Source organism: Caulobacter sp. FWC26 (genome assembly GCF_002742645.2).
In the GTDB taxonomy this organism is placed as follows: domain Bacteria; phylum Pseudomonadota; class Alphaproteobacteria; order Caulobacterales; family Caulobacteraceae; genus Caulobacter.
The window spans coordinates 540,398-555,767 of sequence record NZ_CP033875.1; the positions used below are offsets into that span (position 1 = coordinate 540,398).

Consider the following 15,370-nt stretch of genomic DNA (forward strand, 5'->3'; position numbering starts at 1 on the left):
CTATGAAGGTTGTTCACCCGGAGGCGGGCTTGAACGAAGCTGGGGTTGCGACACTCCACTTACATGGCCGGGAGCCCCCGGATGAACATCCATCAGAATGCCCGCCTGACGCCGCTTGGTCGAGCGGCGATGATTTCACGGATCGAGGTTGAAGGCTGGTCGGTGGCTAGGGCCGCCGAAGCCTTCGGAATTTCACGCCAGACGGTCGGTAAGTGGCTGCAACGGCATCGGCGGGGCGGCGAGCGAAGGCTTCACGACCGCAGCTCGGCGCCCCGCCGATGTCCGCGCAGGACGTCCGCGGAGATCGTCGACCAAGTTCAGACCCTGCGCCGCCAGCGGATGACAGGGCCGGCCATCGCCCGCAACCTGAGCCTGGCCCGCTCGACTGTGGGGCTGATCTTGCGCCGGCTGGGCCTGGGCAAGCTATCGGCCCTGGAGCCCAGGCCGCCGATCGTCCGATATGAGCGCGCCGCGCCTGGCGAGATGATCCACCTCGACATCAAGAAGCTGGGCCGGTTCACCGTCGAGGGCCATCGCGTCACCGGCGACCGGCGGGCGGGACGTTCCAAGAAAGCCGGCTGGGATTTCCTGCACGTCTGCGTCGATGACGCCTCGCGCTTGGCCTACACCGAGATCCTGCCCTCCGAAGGCCAGCACGATACGACCGCCTTCCTCGAACGCGCCCTGGCCTGGCTGAGCCGCCACGGCGTCGCCGTCCAGCGGGTGATGACCGACAACGGTTCGGCCTATCGCTCCAAGCTCTTCGCCCAGGCCCTGCGGATCGCCGGCGCCAGGCACGTGCGCACCAAGCCCTACACGCCCAGGACCAATGGCAAGGCCGAGCGCTTCATCCAGACGAGCCTGCGCGAGTGGGCCTATGGCAGGCCCTATGCCTGCTCGGAGGAACGATCCAACGCCATCAAACCCTGGACCGACGCCTACAACCTAACCCGACCACACTCTGGCATCGGCGGCCTCACCCCCTGGCAGCGTGTAAACAACCTTCTTGGAAACGACACCTAGATCACCTCTGATCGGCTTCATCCTCAGCCCCCGCGCGCCAGCGCGGGGGCCTTTTGCGTCGGCGCGGCTGGGGAGAGGGACGGTCGGCCAAAGCCCCCGCGCCGAGCGGCGCGAGGCGAGGACGGGCCAGGCCTTCGGCGCTCCTGATCAGGGCGAAAACGCTGTCGTCGCCCTGGTCGGCGCGTGGCCCAGATCGGGCCCTGTCGGCGCGCGGTCCCAGGTCCGGATGGACGAGGATCAGGCGGGCGCAGGGCGCCGCCGATCCGCCGACCTTGATCCAACCGGCCCCGATCTCGACCCCGCCGCACGTCACCCGGTAGTCCGGATGGGCGGGCCAAGGCTTGTCGCGCAGGGGCGCTGTCGCCGTGAATGTCGCCCCGGAAGTTGAGGGTGCGCAGCGGGCCCTTGAGGCCGCCGCCTCGCGCTGGGCGGCGCCACCGACGACGCCGGTCATGGCGGGGCTCGGTGTCGCGCCGACGAGGACGAACCCACGACGATGGCTTGAACCCTATGGCCGTCCCGGCCCGCCTTGAACCGTCGCGGCGAACTTTTTTCCCCGCCGCGCCCGAAGACAAGAGGGCGCGTCTCCTCGCGCCGCTTTGCTTCAAAAAAGCCCGCCGCTCGGGTCCTCCGCTGCGCTGCGGCCCTCCGGGTCCAGGCGGCCCGGGACGGCCAAACGGGGCGCCTGTCGCCGGGGATCGGCCCCGACGAAGCACAAGGAACCCCGCCATGACCGCCACCCTCGGCCACGTCACCCAACTCGAAAACGGCGCCTTCAAGGGCCCGCTGCGCACCCTCAACTTCCGGGGCGACATCGACGTCGCGCCTCTGCGCGACAAGGCCTCGCCCGCCCATCCGGACTACCGGGTGACGTGCGGCGGGGTCGAGATCGGGGCCGGTTGGATCAACATCAACCAGACCACCGGCAAGCCCTACACCAGCCTGACCCTCGCCCACCCGGACCTGGGACCGCGCGCCTACAAGGTCAATCTGGGACGCGCCCCCGACCAGGACGACGACAGCGTCTTCGCCCTGATCTGGAACCCCGAGGCCTGACCCGCCCTCGCCCCCGCGCCGCCCGGCGCGGGGGCTTTGGCCGACCGCCCAGGTGAGGTGGAAAGAGGAAAAAGGGGAGGGGGAACGCTTTCAGGGGCGCCTGCTTTCGTACGTCCCAGACCCGCTTACAGCCAGGTTTGCTCGCCCCAGCGCGGCGAACCCCTGATCCCGCCGCGCCCGTGCGATCAGACCAGGAGCACAGCGATGCTGGACGAGGAAGACGCAATTTGGCGAGCCGACCGTGCTCGCAAGGGCACCCCGTTTCTCAACACCGCCCAGGCCGCCCACTATATCGGCCTCACCGAGCGGACCCTGGAACTCATGCGCAAGGAGGGCCGAGGTCCGGTCTTCCGCCGCCATGGGCGCTTCGTGCGCTACCACATCGACGACCTCGATGCGTGGTCCAGCCAGAGCCGCGCCCCGTCGGAGGAGCGGCCCCATGGCTAGGGTCGCGCTCTTCACCCCGCGCGGGCGCTGGCTCGTCGGCCCCGCCGCCCTCGCGCTGGCTGCGCTCGCCGCGCCGGTCCTCCTCGATCCGGTCCCGCGCCTGGTTTGGAACACCAGCGCTAGCGCCCCCATCGGCCTGTGGCGGGTCTTTCCCGACGCGCCCGTCCAGGTCGGCGACATGGTGGCGGCCACCGCGCCGCCGGCCGCCCGCAAGCTGGCGGCGCAGCGCCACTACCTCCCGGCCAATGTGCCGCTGATCAAGCGCGTGGCCGCCGCCAAAGGCGACAAGGTCTGCGCTGTTGGTCCCTGGTTGGAGGTCAACGACCGGCCCGTCGCCCTGCGCCGCGCGACCGACCGCCAGGGCCGCCGCCTGCCCTGGTGGCGGGGATGCCAGCGGCTTTCGGGCGACCAGGTCCTGCTGCTTGCGCCGTCTCCCGAGAGCTTCGACGGCCGCTATTTCGGTCCGGTCGACCGCTCGCGGATCATCGGCAAGGCGACCCTACTATGGCGGCGCTGATCCTTGCCGCCACCGCCGTCGTGTCGGCCCCCGTCCCGTCGTCGAGCGAAGAGCCGATAGCCCAATGGCGACCCCTGATCGCGCAGGCGTCGGCTCGCTTCAGCGTCCCGGAGGCCTGGATCGCGGCGGTGATGGCGGCCGAAAGCGGCGGACGAACCCACCTTGATGGACGCCCGATCACCTCGCGGGCCGGGGCGATGGGGCTCATGCAGGTAATGCCCGACACCTATGCCGACCTCGCCCGCGAACACGGTCTTGGCGTCGATCCCCATGACCCGCGCGACAACATCCTGGCCGGCGCGGCCTATCTCGCCCAGTTGCATCGGCGGTTCGGCTACCCTGGTCTGTTCGCCGCCTACAACGCCGGACCGGCGCGATACGCGCGCCATCTGCGCACTGGCGCGCCGCTTCCCGAGGAGACCCGTAGCTACATCGCGCTGCTGGGCAAGACGCCCGGATCAGCGGTGCTTCCGCCCGCGATCTTGTCGGGAACGCGCCTGTTCTTCCGGTTGTCGACAGAGGCGGAAGCCGTCCCAAAGGCGGAGGCGATACGGTGACCTCGCGACCTTCGACAGCCCGGCCTCCTAGGCGCGGGCCAAGCTGCTTCAGCCCCGGTCCGCACGATCCCGAGGGTGAAGCTTTCGGGATGGGGAACGCCGCTGGGGAGGGAAGGCCGGTAAGGCAAGATGAAGGGACGGCGCCAATCCTGCGGATCGCTCGCCCTAAGTCCTTGTCTGCACATCGGTTTTAGCGTTTGTGGCTTGGCGTCAAAGGCGCTTGCATGGCGCCATGTCGCCTCTAAGGCCCTGAGTTATATGACAAATTCCTGGCGCCAATGGCCTCGATCGGAGCCGGCGCCCTATCGGCCGCGAAAGGCTGCGATAATGGGCCAGGACGATGATTTCGAACCGCGACTAGGGCGTATCCGGGCTCAGGGCGGCCGGCGGGGCAAGACCTATCTCTCGAGGGTCATGCGGGCGGCGATGCTGGCCAGCGGCGGCGCCTTCGGCCGCGCGCCCGGCGCGAGCCGCTTCACCGGCGCGCGGATTGGCAAGGGCGCGGGCGTCGGCGGCCTGCTCGCCGCCCGCGACCACCTGGCCGCCTTCCGCGCGCGCCGGGTCATCGTCAAGATCTCGACCCCGAAGCTGGCGGGCAAGGGCCTGGCCGCCGCCCGCGCCCACCTGCGCTACGTCCAGCGCGACGGGGTGACCCGCGACGGAGCGCCGGGCCAGCTCTACGACGCGGCGTCCGACCGCGCCGACGGCCGGGCCTTCATCGACCGCGCCGAACAGGCCAGAGACGTGCGGCAGTTTCGGTTGATCGTCTCAGCCGAGGACGGGGCGGAGTACGAGGATCTCAAGCCGCTGGTCCGGCGGTTGATGACCCAGGTTGAAAAGGACCTCGGGACCAAGCTCGATTGGGTGGCCGTCGACCACCACAACACCGGCCACCCTCACACCCACATCATCGTGCGCGGCCGCAATGACCAGGGCGAGGACCTGATCATCGCCCGCAACTACCTAACCAAGGGCGTTCGCGCGCGGGCCGCCGAACTCGTGGCGCTGGATCTTGGACCGCGCACCGACCACGAGATCGAGGACCGGCTGCGCAAGGAGGTCGATCAAGAGCGCCTGACCAGCCTCGATCGCGGCTTGCTCGGCGACGCGGCGCAGGACGGCCTGGTGTCGCCCAGCCATGCCGACAGCCTGCGGCAGGCCTTGCGCACCGGCCGGCTGCAGACCTTGACGCGCTTGGGCCTGGCCGAACCGGTCCAGCGCGGCCAGTGGCGGCTCGCCGCCGATCTCGAACCGGCCCTGCGCCGGATGGGCGAACGCGGCGACATCCTCAAGACCCTCTATCGGGCGCTGGCCGAAGACGGGCTGGAGCGCGCGGCGACCGATCAGGTAATTTTCGAACCGGCCACGACCCGGCCGCTGGTCGGGCGCGTCGTCCAGCGCGGCCTCGCCGACGAGGTTCGCGACCGCCACTATCTCATCATCGACGGCGTTGATGGGCGCGCTCACTATGTCGACATCGGCGCCGGCGCGGCCGTTGAGCCGATCCCGATCGGCGCCGTGGTCCGCGTCGAGGGGCGTCCCACACAGGCGCGGCCCGTCGATCGCACGGTGGCGGAGATCGCCGCCGCCAACGAGGGTCGCTACAGCGTCGATCTGCACCTGGCCCATGATCCCGCCGCCACGGAAGCTTTCGCCGAGACCCACGTCCGGCGCCTGGAGGCGATGCGCCGGGCGGGCGCCGGCTTAGAGCGTGATCCCGATGGCATGTTCCGCGTCGGCGCCGACTATCTTGACCGCGTGGCGGCCTATGAGCGCCGGCAGGCCGAGCGCTCTCCGGTCGTCGTGGGGACCTTGTCGGCCCATCCCCTCGAGCGGCAGACCGCGGCCATCGGCGCCACCTGGCTCGACCGCGAACTGATCACCGAGGCGCCGGAGCCGCTGCGTGACGCGGGCTTCGGGCGCGAGGCGCGATCGGCGCTGGCTCAAAGACGCCAATGGCTGATCGACCAGGGTCTGGCCTTCCAGCAGGACGGCCAGGTGGCGTTTCGGGCCGGCTTGCTTGGCGCGCTGCAGCGCCGCGAGCTGGCGAGCGTCGGTCAGGACATGGCGGGCGAGCTGGGGCTGACCTATGCCGAGACGCACAGCGGCCAGCGGACCGAGGGCGTCTACCGACGGGCGATCGATCTCGTGAGCGGCAGGTTCGCCGTGATCGAGCGTAGCCGTGATTTCACCCTCGTGCCGTGGCGACCTGTGCTCGACGGTCTTGAGGGCCGCACCGTTTCCGGTGTGGTGCGGGGCGCCGGCGTCAACTGGACGATCGGTCGGGGACGGGCGGGCCCGTCAATCAGTTGAAGGTCCGATTGTCGCCGTTACGATGAAGGCATCTCAACACCCTTGTCAGACATTCGCTAGGTCCGGCTCAAGGATGATCGTCTAAGGTCCGGTTTCGGGCGGCGGGCCAAATTCCGTTCTCGACCCATGTGGGACATTCAAGGGGCTCGCAGCGCCGGCCGAACTCAAAGCCCTATTTCATGAAGGGGCCGCACTCCTTGGCTTCGCGACAGTGTATCGCTTGCGCTCGGCTAATCAGCCTTTCACCGAAGGCCTTGACGATCGGCATCAAGTCTTGCCCGATCGCATGTTCCTTGGCTCGGAACGCTAGCCCCGCCGGGGTCCGAATGAATGCTTGAGCCGCGCGCACCTCTTCCGCCGACAAACGGTCGGCCTGCTGCCTGAGAATCTTCTGCTCGAACGACGCACCGACGGGGCTCTCGAAGAAGTCGGCAGCCCCCTCCATCTCGGATGGGCTTAGATGGCGAGCATATACCGTTGCTAGCGCGGTTCTCAGGCCGTCGACTTCCGAACGACTCTCGGCGATGGCGGCCTCCATGGCCCGCCGGCGAGCGGGCGGCAGGTTTGTCTCAAATGACGCAACGAGCTGATCATCCGGCAATGAGGTTGCTCGCGCCAACCGTTCCGCAACGGCGGGTATGGACGGGGACGCCCCTTGTCCTCCGCCTTGGGTCAGGAGAACGAGAACCATGGAAGCAATCAGCACTCTAAGCTCCTAGCGTGAGGCGAGCCTCGTACCATTCTGCGAACCATTCAAATACGTCCATAGGGCAAAGCTAGCGCGGGGGCGGACTCATGGAAGGAATGTCCGCTCCCCACCCTGCGCAGACCAACAGAACGTCCGCTTCGGGCGCCGGCTCCCGGCTGACCGCTCTTACCCGAGGGCTGGCGGAACGGTTCAGCTCTATCGAGCGGGCTCATTCCGGGGGGAGGTCGTAGCGGATGATCTCGGCGTCCTCGTCATCCAGCCCCAAGGTGACCTCCAGCCCCATATTTGTCAGGTCGGGAGCGCCTTCCAACGCGTTCAGCGCGAGCTTGAACCCCGTCAACTGCATGGACAGATTCATGGCGGGCGGACCGTTTAAGCAGATCAGGCCAGCATGAAGGCTGGCCAGCCTATACTGGCCTTTCGCTCCCGGCGCCGAGGCTGGTCCACGAAAATCGACCGAGTTCTTCGTCACGAATGTCCAGTCGCCATCGAGGATCAGCGGCATGAGCTTCCAGTCCGGCCAGCCGGCCGCGCCGAGCCAGGTCACGTGGGAGCTTTCGGCGTAGCCGGCTTCGATAGCGTGCTTGGTCAGCTGAGGACTGAGGCATTCATCGACCAGGAACTTCATCCCGCCTCGCGCACCGCCGCCTTCTTCGATGAGATGACCTTCAGGCTCGGGTTGATCTCATGCATGCGCCGCGGCCGGCCGCGTTGGGGCGTGGCGTCCGCGAAGATCACCGCGAGCTCCACCTTCTCTTCGTTCAGGCTTGGATAGCCCTCGAGGATGTCGGAGACCGAGAGACCCGCCGCCACCGAAGCCGCGACGTCGTATACCGGCACGCGCGTGCCCCGGATGACCGGCGTTCCGCTGAGGATCTCAGGGTCCTCGACCACAAGTTCGCGGGCGCGTTCAAGCTTGCTCAGCCTGGCTTCGGTGTCTGCCGCCATCGTCGTCAGGTCGTAGGTCAGGAAGCCGTCTTGAATCGTCCATTCGGATGTATCTGGACGCGTCTGGGCCGCCGCCCGCTCGATCAATAGGGCGCGCTCATCGGCGGTCAGTTGCCCAGCGGCGTGGACATAGAACCGCACGTAGGTGCAGCCGCTGCTGCGCAGCCGCCGTCCGCCCTTCCAGGCGTAGAACCGCTCAGGCAGCACTCGCGTGTCGATGATCCGGTTGACATCGCGAACCGTCACGCCCGCCACGACAGCAGCCTCGGTCGGCGTCAAAAGGTCGAGCTTGGCCGGCATGTCACGCTCCAAATGTTTCCCGCGCACGGGAAGATATATAGCCCCTTTCGCGGGGTGACGGAAGGCCGGTGCGAATGACCCGAGCCAAGCGCCATCGAAGGCTCCTCGCCACCCTCGAAGCTTGAGTGTAGGGCGAAACCGTACCTGGTCGCGCCGAAGGGGGACACAACCGCCGTAAGCGATTTGGGGGCTTCGCCAGAGGCTTTCCGTGACCCCGCCGCATCCCGTGGCGGCAGCGTGCGGGAGGCGGCCGGTGACGCCCACCAAGCTTCTGATCGGACAGATCCTCGCGGTCTTCGCGGTGATGATCTTGGGGGTCTGGGCCGCGACACAGTGGGCGGCCGCTATGCTGGCCTATCAGCCTCAGTTGGGCGCGCCGTGGCTGATGCTCGCCGGTCAGCCGATCTATCCGCCGTGGCGCCTGTTCGACTGGTGGTTCCATTATGAGGCTTATGCACCGGCCGTCTTCGATAAGGCCGGACTGCTGGCCGGGGCCAGCGGCTTTCTCGGCTGCGCGGCGGCCATCATCGGTTCTCTCTGGCGCGCCCGGCAATCGGCCCTGGCGACGACCTACGGCTCATCGCGCTGGGCGCTTCGTCGCGAAGTCGAGAGGGCCGGCCTCTTGGGCGACGCCGGGGTCTTCCTGGGGCGGCTCGATCAGCGCTATCTCCGCCACGACGGTCCCGAACATGTCATGGCCTTCGCCCCGACCCGCTCGGGCAAGGGTGTCGGCCTGGTCGTGCCGACCTTGCTGTCCTGGCAGGGCAGCGCCGTCGTCCATGACATCAAGGGCGAGAACTGGACCCTGACGGCCGGCTGGCGCGCCAAGTTCTCCCACTGCCTGTTGTTCAATCCAACCGACCCGCGCTCGGCCCGCTATAATCCACTGCTGGAGGTGCGCAAGGGACCCAACGAGGTCCGCGACGTCCAGAACATCGCCGACGTCTTGGTCGATCCGGAAGGTGCGCTCGAGCGCCGGTCGCACTGGGAAAAAACCAGCCACAGCCTGCTGGTCGGCGCGATCCTCCACGTTCTCTACGCTGAGGAGGACAAGACCCTCGCACGGGTCGCCACCTTCCTCTCCGATCCCCAGCGTTCGTTCGCCCACACCCTGCGACGGATGATGGCCACCAACCACCTGGGTTCGACCAAGGCGCCCAAGGTCCATCCCGTGGTGGCCAGCGCGGCCCGGGAGGTCCTGAACAAGTCGGAAAATGAACGCAGCGGCGTACTCTCCACGGCGATGTCGTTCCTGGGTCTCTACCGTGACCCCACTGTCGCCGCCGTCACCGCCGCCTGCGACTGGCGCATCGCCGACCTCGTCGACGCGCCGGTCCCCGTCACGCTCTATCTGGTCATTCCGCCCTCGGACATCAGCCGCACCAAACCCTTAGTGCGCCTGGTGCTCAACCAGATTGGCCGGCGGCTCACCGAACGGCTCGAAGGCGATCCTGGCAAGCAGCGCAAGCATCAGCTCCTGATGATGCTTGACGAGTTCCCGGCGCTCGGTCGCCTGGACTTTTTCGAGACCGCTTTGGCCTTCATGGCTGGCTACGGCATCCGCGCCTATCTGATCGCCCAATCCCTCAATCAGATCTCCAAGGCCTATGGCGAAAACAACGCCATCCTGGACAATTGCCATGTCCGGATCGCGTTCTCCTCGAACGATGAGCGGACCGCCAAGCGGATTTCGGACGCCCTCGGCACGGCCACGGAACTGCGCGCCCAGCGCAACTACGCCGGCCATCGGCTCTCCCCCTGGCTCAGCCACGTCATGGTCAGCCGCCAGGAGACGGCCCGACCATTACTGACGCCCGGCGAGGTCATGCAGCTGCCGCCGGCCGACGCCCTGGTGCTCGTCTCTGGCCTCGCGCCGATCCGCGCCAAGAAGCTGCGCTACTACGAGGATCGCAACTTCACCCGCCGGCTCGCCGATCCGCCGCTGTTGGCCGACGGCGGCTATCGGGATCGCCCGCCGGCCCGGCCCAACGACTGGGGTGGCCAGGTTCGCGGTCCGCACGCCGGCCTCGCCGCCGCCGTCGACGAAGACGCGCGCGCCGATGAAGACGGGGGTCTGCAGCAGCAACGCCATCCAGGCCTGTTCGACGAACAGACGGTCCGCACGGTCGAGACGCCCGATGCGGGTCTGGGACTGGGCGAGGACGAAGGCGACGGGGTCGCCGACCGTCAGGCCCTGGCTCGGGCCGCCAGCCAGCCCGTGACGCGGGCCCACGCCATGAACGAGGGGGCCGGTCGGCAAGACCTGCTCCCCGATTTCTGAGGGGCGCTGAAGATGAAGCCTCGCCATCAGATCTATCTCGACGAGCGCCTGACCGAAGCCCTGGATCGGCTCGGCGGTAGGTCCGGCACGTCCAAGTCGGCCATCGTCGCCGACGCGCTGCGGGCCTTCCTGGAGCGTCGCGCGGCCGGCGAGCTCGACGAGCTCCTGAAGATCCGCCTGGATCGGGTCAGCCGGGCCCTCAACCGCGTCGAGCGCAATCAGAAGATCCTGATGGAGAGCTTGGCGCTGTTCGTGCGCTACCAGCTCACGATCACCGCGCCCCTGCCGGAGGCCGACCGCGCGGGCCAGGCCCTGGGACGCGAGCGTTTCCAGCGCTTCGTCGACCAGGTGGGCCGCCAGCTGGCTAGCGGCCGCGCGACCTTCGCCGATCCCGACGAGGCCGCGTCATGACTGTCGCGCGCGCTGAAACTGCGGAGCGTCGCCGGACCATGCTGCGCACGGCCATGGGCGCGCAGATCGCGGCGGCCTTGGCCGACGCCGCCGTCGTCGAGGTGATGGTCAATCCCGACGGCCGGCTGTGGCTGGACCAGCTTGGAGCGGGCCGCATCGACACTGGCGTTGTTATGTCGCCGGCTGACGTCGAGCGGATCATTCGGCTCGTCGCCAGCCACGTGCGGACGGAGGCCCATGCCGAGGCGCCGATCGTCAGCGGCGAATTGCCACCGCGCGACGGCGCCATGGTCGGGGAGCGGTTTGAAGGCGTCTTACCGCCCGTGGCCCGGGCGCCGTTCTTCTCTATCCGCAAGCCAGCCGGCCGCATTCACACCTTGGACGACTACATCACCAGCGGGGTGATGGCGCCGGTGCAGGTGGAGACCCTGCGAGACGCCGTCGCGCAGCGTCTCAACATCCTGATCGTCGGGGCGACTTCTGCCGGCAAGACCACCTTGGCCAACGCGCTGCTGGCCGAGATCGCCAAATCGGGCGAGCGCGTCATCGTCCTGCAGGATATCCTTGAGCTGCAATGCGCGGCGCCTGACACCGCCTCGCTGCGCACCATCCCAGGCTCGGTCACTATGGCCGACCTGGTCCGCTCGACCTTGCGGCTGCGGCCAGACCGCATTGTCGTTGGCGAAGTGCGCGGCGGCGAGGCGCTCGATCTCCTCAAGGCCTGGAACACCGGCCACCCGGGCGGGCTGTCGACCATCCACGCCAACTCCGCACGCTCGGCCCTCTACCGCCTCGAACAGCTGGTCCAGGAGGTGGTGGTTTCCGCGCCCCGCCGGCTGATCGCCGAGGCCGTCGACATCATCGTCTTTATTCGGGGCCGGGGAACCGGCCGCCGTGTCGAGACCGTCGCCCGGGTCACCGGCCTCGACTCTTCTGGCGAGTATGTCCTCGCCGACCTCGACCCTCCACAGCTGAAACGCTTCAGACAGGGACAACCCCAATGACGCACCTCGTCTCCAAGACCCGGGCGAGCGCCGCTCCGCGCCCGCTCCGCCACCTGGCCACCGCCATCCTGACGCTGCTGCTCGCTGCGCAGGCCCAGGCCGCCGGCTCCGGCATGCCCTGGGAAGAACCCCTGCAGCAGGTCCTGGAGTCGGTCGAAGGGCCGGTCGCCAAGATCGTCGCGGTGCTGGTGATCATCACCACGGGCCTGGCGCTCGCGTTCGGCGAGACCTCGGGCGGCTTCCGCAAGCTGATCCAGATCGTGTTTGGCCTGTCGATCGCCTTCGCCGCGTCGAGCTTCTTCCTGACCTTCTTCTCGTTCGGCGGAGGCGCGTTGATTGCATGAGCGCGCCGGCCACCCCTTCGCACGGCGAAACCCCGGGTTTTGAGGTTCCGCTCCATCGCTCGCTGACCACGCCGATCCTGCTTGGCGGCGCGCCACGGTCCATCGCCATCCTCAACGGCACGCTCGCCGCGGCGCTGGGCCTTGGTCTCCAGCAGTGGATCGCAGGCCTTGTGATCTGGCTGATCGGGCACAGCCTGGCGGTGTTCGCCGCCAAGCGCGATCCTGACTTTGCTCCGGTCCTCACCCGTCATCTTCGTCAGAAGGGGTGGCTGGCATGCTGAACCTGCGCGAGTACCGCAACCGCGCCGATCGCCTGGCCGATCATCTCCCGTGGGCGGCCCTGGTCGCTCCCGGCGTGGTGCTGAACAAGGACGGCGGCTTCCAGCGCACCTTCCACTTTCGCGGACCCGATCTTGAAAGTGCGACCGAGGCCGAACTGGTGTCGGTCTGCGCCCGCGCCAACAACGCCTTGCGGCGGCTCGGCTCCGGTTGGGCATTGTTCTTCGACGCCGAACGTATCCCCGCCCTCGGCTATCCCGACGGCGTCTTTCCCGACGCGGCCTCGTGGCTGGTCGACGAAGAGCGCCGCGCGCAGTTCGACGGCCGGCGCGACGAGCACTTCGAAAGCCGCTGTCATCTGACCTTGTTCTTCCTGCCGCCCGCCGATCAGGTCAGCCGCGCCGAGCGCGCTCTGATCGAGCCGTCGGGTCCGGTACAAGGCCGCGATTGGCGTCAGGAGCTTGCGGCCTTCGTCGCCGCCAGCGACCGCGTTCTCGATCTCCTGGCCGGCTTCATGCCGCAGGTCCGCGCCCTCGACGACGCCGAGACCCTGACCTACCTGCACGGAACGATCTCCTGCCGCCACCACCCCGTCGCCGTGCCGCAGACGCCGATCTACCTCGACGCCCTGCTGGCCGACACGCCGCTGACCGGAGGCATAGAGCCGCGGCTGGGCGATCAGCATCTTCGAACCCTGACAATCCTGGGTTTCCCGAATGCGACGCGCCCGGGGCTGCTCGACGCGCTGAACCATCAGGCCCTCGCCTACCGGTGGTCGACCCGGTTCATCTGCCTGGACAAGCCCGACGCCACCAAGGCGCTGACCCGCATTCGCCGCCTATGGTTCAACAAGCGCAAATCCGTCGTCCAGATCCTGCGCGAGGTGATCAGCAACGAGCCGGTCCCCCTGACCGACAGCGACGCCGACAACAAGCTCGCCGACGCCGATCTCGCGCTCCAGGCCCTGGGCGGCGACCATGTCGCCTTCGGCTATCTGACCACCACCATCACCGTCGCCGACGCCGACCGCGCGCTGGCCGACGAGAAGGTCCGGCTGGTCGAGCGGATCGTCAACGGACTGGGCTTCACCTGCATCCGCGAGCAGGTCAACGCCGTCGAAGCCTGGCTGGGCTCACTGCCCGGTCACGTCTACGCCAATGTCCGCCAGCCCTTGGTTCACACCCTGAACCTGGCTCATCTGATGCCCCTGTCGTCGGTGTGGGCGGGGCAGGAGGCCAACGCCCATCTTGGCGGGCCGCCGACCTTCCATGCCCTGACCAGCGGCGCGACGCCGTTCCGGTTCTCGACGCACATCGAAGACGTTGGCCACATGCTGGTGGTCGGCCCGACCGGCGCGGGCAAGTCCGTGTTGTTGGCGCTGCTGGCCCTCCAATTCCGGCGCTATCGCGGCGCTCAGGTTTACATCTTTGACAAGCGGTTCTCGGCGAGGGCCGTGACCCTGGCGATGGGTGGCCAGCACTACGGCCTCTCGAGCGACAGCGGGCTGGCTTTCCAACCCCTGGCCGACATCGACCGTCCTGGCGTCCGCGCCTGGGCCAGCGCGTGGCTGGGCGATCTCCTGGTCGGCGAGAACATCGCGCTGACCCCTGAGATCAAAGAGGCCTTGTGGTCGGCATTGACCAGTCTGGCCGGCGCCCCTCGGGAAGAACGCACCCTGACCGGCCTTTCGATGCTCCTTCAGTCCAATCGGCTGAAGGCGGCCTTGGCGCCTTACACCCTGGATGGCCCTTTCGGCCGCCTGCTGGACGCGGCCGAGGACGGCCTGGCGGTTGGCGACGTGCTCTGCTTCGAGACCGAGGCTTTGGTCGCCACCTCGTCGGTCGTCGGCCCTGTGCTGACCTATCTCTTCCATCGACTGGAGACGCGGTTCGACGGCCGGCCGACCCTGCTGGTGCTCGACGAGGCCTGGAAGTTCCTCGACGAGCCGCTGTTCGCCGCGCGGATCCGCGAATGGCTCAAGGAGCTGCGCAAACGCAATGTCAGCGTGGTGTTCGCCACCCAGTCGCTGGCCGACATTGAGGGCTCTTCGATCGCGCCGGCCATGATCGACGGCTGCGCCCAGCGGGTCTTTCTGGCCAACGACCGGGCCGCCGAACCGCTGTCGCGCGCCATCTATCAGGGCTTTGGCCTCAATGATCGCCAGATCGAGCTGATCGCTAGGGCCACGCCCAAGCGCCACTACTATCTGCAATCGCGGCTGGGAAACCGGTTGTTCGAGCTGGGGCTTGGCCCGATCGCCCTGGCGCTCTGCGGGGCGTCCGATCCTGCGAGCCAGACCCTCATCGACAAGGTCCTGGAAGACCACGGCGAGGCCGGCTTTGCGGCCGGCTTCCTCTCCGCGCGGGGCCTGGATTGGGCCGCGCGCCTGGCCGCCGCCTTCGACACCCCCCCAACCGAAATGGAGCCCACGCCATGACCCGGCGCAAACCCGCACGTCCCTTTATCTCCGCCCTGGTCGCCGCGAGCCTGGCGCTTGCGCCCATCCCAGGCCTCGTCACGCCGGCTGCGGCGCAGTTCACCGTGTTTGACCCGACCAACTACGCCCAGAACCTGCTGACGGCCGCGCGATCGCTGCAGCAGGTCAACAACCAGATCAGCTCGCTGCAGAATGAGCTCGTCATGTTGCAGAACATGGCGCGGAACTTAAAGTCGCTCGACTACACCGCGCTCGCGCCGATCAAGGAGGCGCTTTCCCAGGTCGACGCCCTGATGGGCGAGGCCAAGGGCATGGCCTTCACGGTAGCCTCGACCGAAGCAATCCTGAAAGACGCCTACCGGGCGGACCTCGATCCGAGCGCGACGACCAGCCAGCTTCTGGCCCGCGCCCGCGCCCAGGCGACCGCGGCGATGGATGGCTACCGGCAGACCCTGAAGGTCCAGGCCAAGGTGGTCGAGAACGTCCAGGCGGACGCCGGCCTGATCGATCAGCTCATCCAGCGCAGTCAGGGTGCGGCTGGGTCGCTTGAGGCCCAACAGGCGGCCAATCAGCTGCAGGCCCTGGCCATCAAGCAGGATCAGCAGATTCAGACCTTGATGGCGGCGCAGTACCGGGCCCAGGCGCTGGAGAGCGCCCGCCAGGCCCAAGTGCTGGAAGCCGGCAAACTCGCCGCCCGCCGCTTCGTCGGCGAGGCCCCCGCCTACACCTCCAGGCCCTAGCCGT

Annotated in this window: 17 protein-coding genes; 13 read left to right on the top strand and 4 right to left on the bottom strand. The window is 68.0% G+C overall.

Features of this window, described 5'->3' with window-relative positions; translation table 11 throughout:
* Positions 1-81 precede the first annotated feature (81 nt).
* Entirely contained in the window at positions 82-1,023 is a 942-nt protein-coding gene (locus CSW63_RS04160; RefSeq protein ID WP_062094136.1) for an IS481 family transposase, read from the top strand.
* 1 nt (position 1,024) lies between these two features.
* Here CSW63_RS04160 and CSW63_RS23655 read toward each other — a convergent pair whose 3' ends face one another.
* Complete coding sequence (locus tag CSW63_RS23655) at positions 1,025-1,477, bottom strand: DUF736 family protein (RefSeq protein ID WP_246842045.1); 453 nt, start codon at positions 1,475-1,477, stop codon at positions 1,025-1,027.
* 275 nt (positions 1,478-1,752) lie between these two features.
* Between CSW63_RS23655 and CSW63_RS04170 the strand changes: the two genes are divergently transcribed.
* The 5 genes from CSW63_RS04170 (at position 1,753) to rlxS (ending at position 5,913) form a co-directional block, all read left to right on the top strand.
* Complete coding sequence (locus CSW63_RS04170; RefSeq protein WP_099502840.1) at positions 1,753-2,079, top strand: DUF736 family protein; 327 nt, start codon at positions 1,753-1,755, stop codon at positions 2,077-2,079.
* Between the two features lie 204 nt (positions 2,080-2,283).
* Positions 2,284-2,526 carry an AlpA family transcriptional regulator gene (locus CSW63_RS04175; protein WP_062096464.1) on the top strand — a complete coding sequence of 81 codons (243 nt, stop codon included), beginning with the start codon at positions 2,284-2,286 and terminating at the stop codon, positions 2,524-2,526.
* Positions 2,519-3,043, top strand: coding sequence for a S26 family signal peptidase (locus CSW63_RS04180; RefSeq protein WP_197425263.1), 525 nt, complete (start codon positions 2,519-2,521; stop codon positions 3,041-3,043). Before CSW63_RS04175 ends, CSW63_RS04180 begins: the two co-directional genes overlap by 8 nt.
* On the top strand, positions 3,031-3,600 hold the full coding sequence (locus tag CSW63_RS04185) for a lytic transglycosylase domain-containing protein (RefSeq protein ID WP_082749516.1): 570 nt from the start codon (positions 3,031-3,033) through the stop codon (positions 3,598-3,600). The genes CSW63_RS04180 and CSW63_RS04185 overlap by 13 nt, the downstream gene beginning before the upstream one ends.
* A 327-nt stretch (positions 3,601-3,927) precedes the next feature.
* Positions 3,928-5,913 (top strand): relaxase/mobilization nuclease RlxS, encoded by a 1,986-nt coding sequence (rlxS, locus tag CSW63_RS04190; RefSeq protein ID WP_062093814.1) that lies wholly within the window; start codon positions 3,928-3,930, stop codon positions 5,911-5,913.
* A gap of 172 nt (positions 5,914-6,085) precedes the next feature.
* Here the strand turns inward: rlxS and CSW63_RS04195 are convergent, their stop codons facing one another.
* The 3 genes from CSW63_RS04195 to CSW63_RS04205 form a co-directional block, all read right to left on the bottom strand.
* On the bottom strand, positions 6,086-6,619 hold the full coding sequence (locus CSW63_RS04195) for a DUF2059 domain-containing protein (protein ID WP_127846932.1): 534 nt from the start codon (positions 6,617-6,619) through the stop codon (positions 6,086-6,088).
* Positions 6,620-6,830: 211 nt separating this feature from the next.
* Positions 6,831-7,250: a DUF5615 family PIN-like protein gene (locus CSW63_RS04200; RefSeq protein WP_062093812.1), complete on the bottom strand. Its 420-nt coding sequence runs from the start codon at positions 7,248-7,250 to the stop codon at positions 6,831-6,833.
* On the bottom strand, positions 7,247-7,870 hold the full coding sequence (locus CSW63_RS04205) for a DUF433 domain-containing protein (RefSeq protein ID WP_062093811.1): 624 nt from the start codon (positions 7,868-7,870) through the stop codon (positions 7,247-7,249). The genes CSW63_RS04200 and CSW63_RS04205 overlap by 4 nt, the downstream gene beginning before the upstream one ends.
* Before the next feature lie 253 nt (positions 7,871-8,123).
* Between CSW63_RS04205 and CSW63_RS04210 the strand changes: the two genes are divergently transcribed.
* Genes CSW63_RS04210 through trbJ form a run of 7 tightly spaced genes read left to right on the top strand, consistent with a single transcriptional unit; the run spans position 8,124 to position 15,366 of the window.
* A complete protein-coding gene (locus tag CSW63_RS04210) occupies positions 8,124-10,151 on the top strand; it encodes a conjugal transfer protein TraG (protein WP_062093810.1) in 2,028 nt (675 codons plus the stop codon).
* Between the two features lie 12 nt (positions 10,152-10,163).
* Complete coding sequence (locus CSW63_RS04215) at positions 10,164-10,562, top strand: CopG family transcriptional regulator (RefSeq protein ID WP_062093809.1); 399 nt, start codon at positions 10,164-10,166, stop codon at positions 10,560-10,562.
* A complete protein-coding gene (trbB, locus tag CSW63_RS04220; protein ID WP_171012846.1) occupies positions 10,559-11,566 on the top strand; it encodes a P-type conjugative transfer ATPase TrbB in 1,008 nt (335 codons plus the stop codon). Before CSW63_RS04215 ends, trbB begins: the two co-directional genes overlap by 4 nt.
* A complete protein-coding gene (locus CSW63_RS04225; protein ID WP_062093808.1) occupies positions 11,563-11,910 on the top strand; it encodes a TrbC/VirB2 family protein in 348 nt (115 codons plus the stop codon). The genes trbB and CSW63_RS04225 overlap by 4 nt, the downstream gene beginning before the upstream one ends.
* A complete protein-coding gene (locus CSW63_RS04230) occupies positions 11,907-12,191 on the top strand; it encodes a VirB3 family type IV secretion system protein (protein ID WP_062093807.1) in 285 nt (94 codons plus the stop codon). Before CSW63_RS04225 ends, CSW63_RS04230 begins: the two co-directional genes overlap by 4 nt.
* Positions 12,185-14,626: a conjugal transfer protein TrbE gene (trbE, locus tag CSW63_RS04235; RefSeq protein ID WP_099502837.1), complete on the top strand. Its 2,442-nt coding sequence runs from the start codon at positions 12,185-12,187 to the stop codon at positions 14,624-14,626. The genes CSW63_RS04230 and trbE overlap by 7 nt, the downstream gene beginning before the upstream one ends.
* Positions 14,623-15,366, top strand: coding sequence for a P-type conjugative transfer protein TrbJ (gene trbJ, locus CSW63_RS04240; protein ID WP_062099207.1), 744 nt, complete (start codon positions 14,623-14,625; stop codon positions 15,364-15,366). Before trbE ends, trbJ begins: the two co-directional genes overlap by 4 nt.
* The last annotated feature ends 4 nt before the right edge of the window (positions 15,367-15,370 follow it).

Coding starts and splice junctions, on each gene's coding strand:
- CSW63_RS04160 (WP_062094136.1), top strand. CDS start 82: ATGAACATCCATCAGAATGCCCGCCTGACGCCGCTTGGTCGAGCGGCG.
- CSW63_RS23655 (WP_246842045.1), bottom strand. CDS start 1,477: ATGACCGGCGTCGTCGGTGGCGCCGCCCAGCGCGAGGCGGCGGCCTCA.
- CSW63_RS04170 (WP_099502840.1), top strand. CDS start 1,753: ATGACCGCCACCCTCGGCCACGTCACCCAACTCGAAAACGGCGCCTTC.
- CSW63_RS04175 (WP_062096464.1), top strand. CDS start 2,284: ATGCTGGACGAGGAAGACGCAATTTGGCGAGCCGACCGTGCTCGCAAG.
- CSW63_RS04180 (WP_197425263.1), top strand. CDS start 2,519: ATGGCTAGGGTCGCGCTCTTCACCCCGCGCGGGCGCTGGCTCGTCGGC.
- CSW63_RS04185 (WP_082749516.1), top strand. CDS start 3,031: ATGGCGGCGCTGATCCTTGCCGCCACCGCCGTCGTGTCGGCCCCCGTC.
- rlxS (WP_062093814.1), top strand. CDS start 3,928: ATGGGCCAGGACGATGATTTCGAACCGCGACTAGGGCGTATCCGGGCT.
- CSW63_RS04200 (WP_062093812.1), bottom strand. CDS start 7,250: ATGAAGTTCCTGGTCGATGAATGCCTCAGTCCTCAGCTGACCAAGCAC.
- CSW63_RS04205 (WP_062093811.1), bottom strand. CDS start 7,870: ATGCCGGCCAAGCTCGACCTTTTGACGCCGACCGAGGCTGCTGTCGTG.
- CSW63_RS04215 (WP_062093809.1), top strand. CDS start 10,164: ATGAAGCCTCGCCATCAGATCTATCTCGACGAGCGCCTGACCGAAGCC.
- trbB (WP_171012846.1), top strand. CDS start 10,559: ATGACTGTCGCGCGCGCTGAAACTGCGGAGCGTCGCCGGACCATGCTG.
- CSW63_RS04225 (WP_062093808.1), top strand. CDS start 11,563: ATGACGCACCTCGTCTCCAAGACCCGGGCGAGCGCCGCTCCGCGCCCG.
- CSW63_RS04230 (WP_062093807.1), top strand. CDS start 11,907: ATGAGCGCGCCGGCCACCCCTTCGCACGGCGAAACCCCGGGTTTTGAG.
- trbE (WP_099502837.1), top strand. CDS start 12,185: ATGCTGAACCTGCGCGAGTACCGCAACCGCGCCGATCGCCTGGCCGAT.
- trbJ (WP_062099207.1), top strand. CDS start 14,623: ATGACCCGGCGCAAACCCGCACGTCCCTTTATCTCCGCCCTGGTCGCC.